This is a genomic window from Escherichia sp. E14V7 (assembly GCF_004212225.1).
Classification (GTDB): domain Bacteria; phylum Pseudomonadota; class Gammaproteobacteria; order Enterobacterales; family Enterobacteriaceae; genus Escherichia.
Genome location: NZ_RHJJ01000003.1, coordinates 125,996 through 135,705, shown reverse-complemented (window position 1 = coordinate 135,705; position 9,710 = coordinate 125,996). Strand labels below are relative to the sequence as shown.

Annotated in this window: 7 protein-coding genes; 4 read left to right on the top strand and 3 right to left on the bottom strand. The window is 50.5% G+C overall.

Features of this window, described 5'->3' with window-relative positions; genetic code table 11:
* A partial coding sequence (locus D9741_RS04295; RefSeq protein ID WP_240780408.1) for a pyridoxal-dependent decarboxylase occupies positions 1–408 on the bottom strand: 408 nt, incomplete at its 3' end.
* 497 nt (positions 409–905) lie between these two features.
* Between D9741_RS04295 and D9741_RS04290 the strand changes: the two genes are divergently transcribed.
* Entirely contained in the window at positions 906–2,555 is a 1,650-nt protein-coding gene (locus D9741_RS04290; RefSeq protein ID WP_130216312.1) for an alpha,alpha-trehalase, read from the top strand.
* Positions 2,556–2,605: 50 nt separating this feature from the next.
* On the opposite strand, the gene D9741_RS04285 is transcribed toward D9741_RS04290, so the two are convergent.
* Complete coding sequence (locus tag D9741_RS04285; RefSeq protein ID WP_130216310.1) at positions 2,606–3,208, bottom strand: response regulator transcription factor; 603 nt, start codon at positions 3,206–3,208, stop codon at positions 2,606–2,608.
* A 515-nt stretch (positions 3,209–3,723) separates the two neighbouring features.
* On the opposite strand from D9741_RS04285, the gene D9741_RS04280 reads away from it, so the two are divergent.
* The 3 genes from D9741_RS04280 (at position 3,724) to D9741_RS04270 (ending at position 7,418) form a co-directional block, all read left to right on the top strand.
* Complete coding sequence (locus D9741_RS04280; RefSeq protein WP_205712850.1) at positions 3,724–4,623, top strand: LysR family transcriptional regulator; 900 nt, start codon at positions 3,724–3,726, stop codon at positions 4,621–4,623.
* A 48-nt stretch (positions 4,624–4,671) separates the two neighbouring features.
* Positions 4,672–5,685 carry an inner membrane protein YhjD gene (gene yhjD / locus D9741_RS04275; RefSeq protein WP_130210132.1) on the top strand — a complete coding sequence of 338 codons (1,014 nt, stop codon included), beginning with the start codon at positions 4,672–4,674 and terminating at the stop codon, positions 5,683–5,685.
* Between the two features lie 410 nt (positions 5,686–6,095).
* Positions 6,096–7,418 carry an MFS transporter gene (locus D9741_RS04270; protein WP_130216306.1) on the top strand — a complete coding sequence of 441 codons (1,323 nt, stop codon included), beginning with the start codon at positions 6,096–6,098 and terminating at the stop codon, positions 7,416–7,418.
* Between the two features lie 184 nt (positions 7,419–7,602).
* Here the strand turns inward: D9741_RS04270 and D9741_RS04265 are convergent, their stop codons facing one another.
* A complete protein-coding gene (locus tag D9741_RS04265) occupies positions 7,603–9,663 on the bottom strand; it encodes an AsmA family protein (protein ID WP_130216304.1) in 2,061 nt (686 codons plus the stop codon).
* Positions 9,664–9,710 lie beyond the last annotated feature (47 nt).

Here is a 9,710-nt window from a genome sequence, read left to right as displayed (position 1 = left end):
CGCCATCCCGCCGAGCATACAAGCCTCGGAAGAACCAATGGTGTTGGTGCCAACGGCCTGGCCGTTTTTCGGTGCAGGCGCGTGCCACAGGTCAGCAACCATATTTACACAGCGCAGGTCGATGGCTGCAGATTGCGGATATTCTTCTTTGTCGATCCAGTTTTTGTTGATCGACAGATCCATCAATTTATGGACATTTTCGTCATCCCAGGTCTGGCAAAATGTTGCCAGATTCTGACGAGCGTTACCGTCGAGAAATAATTCATCATTGATAATTTGAAATGCGACATCATCACGCATTTCATGCAGCGGAAAATGTTTCGATTCCGCGATAGTAGAAATTGCCTTCGCGCCAAAACGCGAGTCGAGTAGTTCTGAGCGGAAATCCGTTAACAGCTTCTGGTCCATTTCGAACTCCTTAAATTTATTTGAAGGCAATAAAAAAGTAGGATTTATCTGGAATGGGCGCAAGGGGTTACGGGTATAATTTAAATAACAAAATCCTAAGCATGAAATTGATTTATCTATATAATAAGAGAACGCTATTAATATTGAAACCAGAAATTACCACATTAATTTCAAATATATAATTGAGGCATTCCTGTTATTTCTTTAATTACCAAATAGATTTTACTTCCTTCGGCATTCTACACAGATAACCGCTACTCTTATTTGTAACAACAACGATGTACTTGCTTTTATCATAGAGTGCGTGAATGTTCCGAAAATGAAATTTTGCAAAAAAACGTTTATCACTCATTTTCTTTGTATATTAAGGAGTTATATTTTTTGACACATTAATAAACGTGATCTTCCGCACACTTCATCCCCCATCGACCGTAGCGAATGACTACTCTTAAAGGAAAGCCCGATAATTAGAGACGAATTTCGGAGGTCGGATCCTTATGCTCAATCAGAAAATTCAAAACCTTAATCCAGATGAACGGATGATCGAAGTCGATCTCTGCTATGAGCTGGATCCGTATGAATTAAAACTGGATGAGATGATTGAGGCAGAGCCAGAACCCGAGATGATTGAGGGGCTACCCGCCTCTGATGCGCTGACCCCTGCCGATCGTTATCTCGAACTGTTCGAGCATGTCCAGTCGGCGAAAATTTTCCCTGACAGCAAAACCTTCCCTGACTGCGCCCCCAAAATGGACCCGCTGGATATCTTAATCCGCTATCGTAAAGTGCGCCGTCATCGCGATTTCGACTTACGCCAGTTTGTTGAAAAGCACTTCTGGCTGCCGGAAGTCTACTCCAGCGAGTATGTATCAGACCCGCAAAATTCCCTGAAAGAGCATATCGACCAACTATGGCCGGTGCTAACCCGCGAACCCCAGGATCATATTCCCTGGTCCTCCCTGCTGGCGCTACCGCAATCGTACATTGTCCCGGGGGGCCGTTTTAGCGAAACCTACTATTGGGATTCCTATTTCACCATGCTGGGGCTGGCAGAGAGCGGGCGTGAGGATTTACTGAAATGCATGGCCGATAACTTCGCCTGGATGATAGAAAACTATGGCCACATCCCCAACGGCAACCGCACCTATTATTTGAGCCGCTCGCAGCCACCGGTTTTTGCGTTAATGGTGGAGCTATTTGAAGAAGATGGTGTGCGCGGTGCACGCCGTTACCTTGATCATCTAAAAATGGAATATGCCTTCTGGATGGACGGCGCAGAATCACTGATTCCGAATCAGGCCTATCGCCATGTGGTGCGGATGCCGGACGGTGCCCTGCTCAACCGTTATTGGGATGACCGCGACACGCCGCGCGATGAATCCTGGCTGGAAGATGTGGAAACCGCGAAACACTCCGGTCGCCCGCCTAACGAGGTGTATCGCGATTTACGCGCAGGTGCCGCTTCTGGCTGGGATTACTCATCACGCTGGCTACGTGACGCGGGCCGTCTGGCAAGCATTCGCACTACCCAATTCATCCCCATCGACCTTAATGCTTTCCTGTTTAAACTGGAGAGCGCCATTGCCAACATCTCGGCGCTGAAAGGTGAGAAAGAGACGGAAACGCTGTTCCGCCAGAAAGCCAACGCCCGCCGCGATGCAGTTAACCGTTATCTCTGGGATGATGAAAACGGCATCTACCGCGATTACGACTGGCGGCGCGAGCAGTTAGCCCTCTTTTCCGCTGCCGCTATTGTGCCGTTATACGTGGGCATGGCGAATCACGAACAGGCAGACCGCCTGGCAAACGCCGTACGTAGCCGTTTACTGACGCCGGGAGGGATTCTGGCGAGCGAGTATGAAACCGGAGAACAGTGGGATAAACCCAACGGCTGGGCGCCATTGCAGTGGATGGCGATTCAGGGATTTAAAATGTACGGCGATGACTATCTGGGTGATGAAATCGCGCGTAGCTGGCTGAAGACAGTGAACCAGTTTTACCTGGAACACCACAAACTGATCGAGAAATACCATATTGCCGATGGCATTCCCCGTGAGGGCGGCGGGGGCGAATATCCGTTGCAGGATGGATTTGGCTGGACCAACGGTGTGGTACGGCGCCTGATAGGTTTGTACGGCGAACCGTAATAGTTTTACAGCCAGCCACGAACAACCTGCTGGCTATAAAATTACCCTCTTCAGGAGGCGATATTTAACATCATCGCCGCCTGAGTGCGGTTTTTCACTTCCAGGCGGCGGTAAAGCGACTCCAGATGCGCTTTAACCGTTCCGGTACTGATATTTAGCGCCCTGCCGATCTCTTTATTTGATTCACCTGCCGCCAGCATAGTTAAAATTTCCCGCTGGCGGGCACTTAGCGATTTGAGATCTTTTGTGTCTTTTTCCGGTGTAGTTCGCCAGTCTCCGGGCAGAAACATCATTCCCATTGCCGCGCTATTTACCGCCAATGCAAACGTCTCGACGGCTGAATCACGCGGTACAATTGCCATCACGTTAAAATGGATAACTTCCTGTAACCATCGTTTGCTGCAATCCGTCGCCGTTATCAACACTTTAACATCAGGAAATTGCACTACGGTTTTTTGCAGTAACCAGTAGCAAAACTCACCATCCTGATCGCCATCAAGCATGACTAAGGCTTCAGGGGAGCTTTCCAGTTTTTGCCACAGTGCATCTGCCTGATCGACGCCCTGAATACTCACTCCTGGAATACGCTGCTGTAAGCTGATTTTCATTCCGTGAATAAATATTGACTGCCTGTCAAACATGATTATATGCATTACTGAATCTCCACCTGGATACGTTAAAACTCTTAAGTAGGGGAAGGGTATTACCCGAGAGGCAAAATAAGAATTCGCCATTTGGCGGTAGCCATTCTACAGATATGCAATGTGGAAAATAGTTACCGATATAAATAGTTACAGCTGACGGCCTGAAATTACATGTCGAGGGCATTATTTAAAACATTTTTGAGGATATCCTTATATCTTCGTCTGGCCGCCATTCAAATAAACCGTGATTTTCGCGAGAGCTGGCTAAATACCTGACCGCAAAACGATTAAATTGCGCACGAAAAGCCAATACTGCATTTACTATTTTGCAGGAAATTGCTGAAAAGACAGTCTTTCAAGCGTTATTTTTCCTTTCCAGTGAAGCTTATCAGACATTTCCTTCTAAAAAATACCGGTATTAATCATTACTACGTTGTGAAACCTTGCATTAGATGCTAGAAAAAACAATAAATAATGCGATAGACGCGTTACTGTTTCGCTGTGAACAACAATCGGTCAAAGAAATGGATAAAATTCACGCAATGCAGTTGTTCATTAAGGTCGCAGAGCTGGAAAGTTTTTCCCGCGCAGCGGATTTCTTTGCTTTGCCAAAGGGAAGTGTTTCGCGCCAGATACAGGCACTGGAACATCAGCTTGGCACCCAGTTGCTGCATCGCACTACGCGGCGAGTCAAACTTACCCCCGACGGCATGACCTATTACCAACGAGCGAAAGATGTGTTGAGTAATCTCAACGAACTGGACGGCCTGTTTCAGCAGGATACCACCAGCATCAGCGGCAAATTACGCGTCGATATCCCGCTCGGAATTGCGAAAAACCTGTTGCTACCGCGCCTGCCAGAATTTCTTCATCAGTACCCAGGGATTGAACTGGAATTAAGTAGCAGTGACCGGGCGATTGATATTCTTCGTGATGGCTATGATTGCGTGATGCGCACGGGCTCGTTGCCCGACGAGGGTATTATTACCCGCCCCCTCGGCAAACTGACGATGGTCAACTGTGCCAGCCCGCACTATCTGACGCGTTTTGGTTATCCGCAAAGTGTGGACGATCTGACTTCGCACGCGGTGGTGCATTACACGCCGCATTTGGGCGCGCATCCATTAGGTTTTGAGGTTGCCACCAGTAATGGCGTCCAGTGGTTTAAGTCCGGCGGCATGTTGACGGTAAACAGTAGCGAAACCTATCTCGCCGCCGGCCTGGCGGGTCTGGGTATCATTCAAATCCCCCGCGTCGCCGTACGCGAAGCCCTACGCGCCGGGCGGCTTATTGAAGTGTTGCCCAACTACCGCGCCGAGCCGCTATCCATTTCTCTGGTTTATCCCCAGCGTCGGGAGCTTTCCCGCCGTGTAAATCTGTTTATGCAGTGGCTGGCTGGCGTAATAAAAGAGCACCTGGACTGACCGACTATACTTTTTAAGACAGACAACGACAGAAGGACTAAAGAGCGGATGACGCAGGAAAACGAGATCAAACGTCCCACCCAGGATCTGGAGCACGAGCAAATTAAACATCTGGATAATAGCGATAAAGGCAGCAAAGTCAGTCAGGCGTTGGAAACCGTTACCACCACTGCCGGGAAAGTCCAACGTCAACCCATCATCGCGCACCTGATACGCGCGACAGAACGCTTCAATGATCGGCTGGGTAACCAGTTTGGCGCGGCAATCACTTATTTCTCGTTTTTATCGATGATCCCGATTTTGATGGTGTCGTTTGCCGCAGGGGGCTTTGTGCTGGCCTCCCATCCGATGCTGCTGCAGGATATCTTCGACAAAATTCTGCAAAACATCAGCGATCCGACGCTGGCGGCCACATTGAAAAATACCATCAACACCGCCGTTCAGCAGCGTACGACCGTAGGGCTTGTCGGCCTGGCGGTGGCGCTTTATTCCGGGATTAACTGGATGGGAAATTTGCGTGAAGCAATTCGCGCTCAATCGCGTGATGTTTGGGAACGTTCACCGCAAGATCAGGAGAAGTTTTGGGTTAAGTATCTGCGTGATTTTATTTCGCTGATTGGTTTATTGATTGCGCTGATTGTCACGCTTTCAATAACCTCGGTTGCCGGTTCGGCGCAGCAAATGATTATTAGCGCCCTGCACCTTAACAGTATTGAGTGGCTGAAACCGACGTGGCGGTTGATTGGCATGGCGATTTCTATCTTCGCCAACTATCTGCTTTTCTTCTGGATCTTCTGGCGTCTTCCGCGTCATCGCCCGCGTAAAAAGGCGCTGATTCGTGGAACATTCATCGCGGCTATTGGTTTTGAAGTCATTAAAATCGTGATGACGTATACCCTGCCGTCGTTGATGAAATCCCCCTCTGGCGCGGCATTTGGTTCCGTGCTGGGGCTGATGGCATTTTTCTACTTCTTCGCCCGTCTGACGTTGTTTTGCGCGGCGTGGATTGCCACCGCCGAATACAAAGACGACCCGCGAATGCCGGGGAAAACGCAGCATTGAAATAGGTCGGATGCGGCGTAAACGCCTTATTCGGCCTACGAATTTATTCGACCTGGCTCCCCGTAGGCCGGATAAGATGCACCAGCATCGCATCCGGCTATGATGCGCACATAACCACCTGAAACTCTTCCCCTGGACCTCTTCAGCCATCTCTTCGGGAGCCAACAATTTCACATCAACTCATAAACCCAGCATATAAATCCAGTTGGTAACTTTTATTTAACCTGAAACCAGTTTTATCCACCATTTATGAAATTGTGTGAAGCATTTCATAGAAGAAAAATCACTCGTCTAAACATTATCCGCTTTTTGCCTGGTTTTTAACCTTTTCCGCGATTTGTTACACATTGAAATATCACTTTTGCTGTGCGTAATATGGCTATTCGTTCGCCAAAAAATAAGAAAAGATTATGCAAGCAACAGCCACAACACTCGACAACGAGCAAGAATACAAGCCGATAAACTCACGTAATAAAGTCCTTGTCGCCTCCCTCATTGGCACGGCCATTGAGTTCTTCGACTTCTACATTTACGCCACTGCGGCCGTTATTGTGTTCCCGCATATCTTCTTCCCGCAGGGCGATCCCGCCGCGGCGACGCTACAGTCGCTCGCCACCTTCGCCATCGCTTTCGTCGCACGCCCAATCGGTTCTGCCGTATTTGGTCATTTCGGCGATCGCGTTGGGCGTAAAGCGACGCTGGTCGCCTCGTTGCTAACGATGGGGATTTCAACAGTGGTGATTGGTCTGCTGCCGGGCTACGCCACGATTGGTATTTTCGCCCCGCTGCTGCTGGCACTGGCTCGATTTGGTCAGGGTCTGGGATTAGGCGGTGAATGGGGTGGCGCAGCGCTGCTGGCAACCGAGAACGCACCACCGCGTAAACGTGCGCTGTACGGCTCCTTCCCACAGCTGGGCGCACCGATTGGCTTCTTCTTTGCTAACGGCACTTTTCTGCTGCTTTCCTGGCTGCTGACTGATGAGCAGTTTATGAGTTGGGGCTGGCGCGTGCCGTTTATCTTCTCGGCGGTGCTGGTCATTATCGGCCTGTATGTTCGCGTGTCGCTGCATGAGTCACCGGTGTTTGAGAAAGTCGCTAAAGCGAAAAAGCAGGTGAAGATCCCGCTGGGTACTCTGCTGACCAAACACGTACGCGTCACGGTGCTCGGTACCTTCATCATGCTGGCAACCTACACGCTGTTTTACATCATGACCGTCTACTCAATGACCTTCAGTACCGCCGCCGCGCCAATTGGGCTTGGCCTGCCGCGTAATGAAGTGCTGTGGATGCTGATGATGGCAGTTATTGGTTTTGGCGTGATGGTACCAGTAGCCGGATTGCTGGCCGATGCCTTTGGGCGGCGTAAAAGCATGGTGATCATCACGACGCTTATCATCCTGTTCGCGCTGTTCGCCTTTAATCCACTGCTCGGTTCTGGCAATCCGATTCTGGTTTTTGCTTTCCTGCTGCTGGGGTTAAGCCTGATGGGGCTGACCTTCGGGCCGATGGGCGCGCTGTTACCAGAGCTGTTCCCGACAGAAGTGCGTTACACCGGAGCATCATTCTCTTACAACGTATCGTCGATTCTCGGGGCTTCCGTTGCGCCGTATATCGCGGCCTGGTTGCAAACTAACTACGGGTTAGGTGCGGTGGGGTTATATCTGGCGGCAATGGCTGGCTTGACGTTAATCGCCCTGCTGCTGACGCATGAGACGCGACATCAGTCGTTGTAATAAGACTGAAAAGCCTGATGCGCTACGCTGCTTATCGGGCCTGAATTTCCATACAATATATTGAATTTGCAAGGATTTGTAGGACGGATAAGGCGTTCACGCCGCATCCGGCATGAACAAAGCGCACTTTGCCAACAATCTAAATCTGTTTAATTGCCGGATGCCAGACATCCGGCAATTTCCATCACTTCTTCATCTGCGACAAAATCGTCCGACACTGATTAGCCTCCCCTTCAGAAGGTGAGATCAGCGCCAGCAAGGCCGCAGCTGGCGTCACCAGCGTTGCCAGTGCCGCCGCAACCGCACCTCGGGCAATCAACGGCCCGGCTTTCACCCCAGCCTGCGGATTTTTAAACGTCCCACGCACATACAGTGGCGAACGCAGCGTGATAATCCGAATCCCTTTACTCTCCGGATCAATAGTCAAATCCAGCTGTTCCGAAGCAAAACTTGCCGTGCCGGTAACATTAATCAACGCGTTCTCAGTATCAAAAGCAAAAATCTGCGGACGCGCCACGCCGTTGGCAATATTCAGATTTGCTGCCGCGCAGTTCACCCGCACCTCATCATCACCGAAAATCGCACCGACAATGTAGTTACCGACATTCAGCCCGACAATCTCCATCAGGTTGCGGCTCACCAGCCCGTCATTCATCAACAGTTTCAGGTTACCGTTACTGTTCCCCAAAAGCGCCGCCACTGAGTTACCGCTACCGCGTAGTTCCGCATCACCGTTCATTTCCCCCAGCGTTTTTTGCATCAGTTCCACATCTGGCATCAGTTCTTTCAGTTTCAGTCGACGAGCCTGAATATCTGCCCGCCCTTGCATCGGCTTTTTATCGCCTTCCAGATGAATATTCGCCGCAATGCTGCCGCCCGCCATGCCAAATTTCAGCGGTTGCAGGCGCAGGTCAACGTTTTTGAGGATGATATGGGTAGAAAGATCGCTAATCGGCAGGCTGCTGCCATGCTCAATACGACGGCCTTTGAATCGAACATCGGCATCCATGACGTCCCATTTATCGGTTTCGAAGCGGTCATACGGCAGCACTTTGCCCGCAGGCTGAACGCTTTTTTCGCCCTTCTTCTGTTCAGACCGTTTCGACTTTTCCGCCCCTTTACCGGAATCAACGCCAATTAACGGCCCTAAATCTGCCAGCCGCAATTGGCGCGACTCGACGTCACCTTCCAGTTTTGGCCGTGGCTTACCGGTGGTGTAGACCAGAGAACCGTGAATATCGCTATCGCCAATACGCCCGTTAAAGCCACGATAATCAAAGACCGACGATTTTTCCGTATCGATTTTCGCTACCAGCCGACCATCGGTTTCAAACGGTGGGGTATCAGGCAGCAGAACGCCCGTCAGTTCATAGAGATCGCCCAGCGAATCGCCGGAAAATTTAAGCCGTAAATCGACGCCGCCCATTTTCATTGGGTCATTCACTACGCCATCAAAAGCAACACGGGTGTTACCAGAGCGAAAATCAGCCTGTACCGGAAACGGCGTCCCTTCGCCACGCAGCGCCAGCATACCGCCGATTTTTCCCGTGCCAGTGAGCGGTTCGCCGTTATAACGTCCCTGCGCCTTCAGGCCAAAAACGTAATCGCCCACCTTTTCTTTCTCGTTCCTACCTTTCGATCCGCTGACTTCACTGAACGGCAACGGCTTGCCTAATGGATCGACAAAAATTTCCAGATCCGCTTTGCTGACTTTGTCATCAATGGCGATCCGCCCTTGATCGAACAGAATATTATCCAGCCGAAACGACCACGTCGACGGCTTTGCATCCGCGTCTTTGTTGTCATCGCTGGCGAGATTAAACGTCCAGTTGTTGTTCTTTTCTGAGAGGCGAATCAGGCGTGCGTCGGGCTTTTCCAGTTTGATCCACGGTAGCCAGACCGTTTTGGTCAGCAGCGCCAGAGGGGCCAGCGTTGCTTCTACCCGTGGCAGATGCACCATTGTGACTTCGGGAATGTCTGGCGGGTTGCCGAGAATGATGTCTTCCGCGTGTACATGGGGCCACGGCACCCAGCTGCGCCAGCCGGTTTCCTGTTTTTGCCGCTCCCATACCACGCCTAAATCACCACGAATAGCGAACGGGCGATTCAGCTCCGCAGAGACTTTCTGGTTGATGGTCGGTTTGAGTCGATTCCAGTCAAAAGTCGCAATCAAAATGATCGCCACGACGAGCAACAACAAGAAAGCACCTGAAATCGCGGCGGTTATTTTGCCTGCCTTGCTCATAGTTCGCTTCCTCATATTCTTCCTGGGCCAGTCCTAAAGATAGTCCA

Coding starts and splice junctions, on each gene's coding strand:
- D9741_RS04265 (WP_130216304.1), bottom strand. CDS start 9,663: ATGAGCAAGGCAGGCAAAATAACCGCCGCGATTTCAGGTGCTTTCTTG.
- D9741_RS04270 (WP_130216306.1), top strand. CDS start 6,096: ATGCAAGCAACAGCCACAACACTCGACAACGAGCAAGAATACAAGCCG.
- yhjD (WP_130210132.1), top strand. CDS start 4,672: ATGACGCAGGAAAACGAGATCAAACGTCCCACCCAGGATCTGGAGCAC.
- D9741_RS04280 (WP_205712850.1), top strand. CDS start 3,724: ATGGATAAAATTCACGCAATGCAGTTGTTCATTAAGGTCGCAGAGCTG.
- D9741_RS04290 (WP_130216312.1), top strand. CDS start 906: ATGCTCAATCAGAAAATTCAAAACCTTAATCCAGATGAACGGATGATC.
- D9741_RS04285 (WP_130216310.1), bottom strand. CDS start 3,208: ATGCATATAATCATGTTTGACAGGCAGTCAATATTTATTCACGGAATG.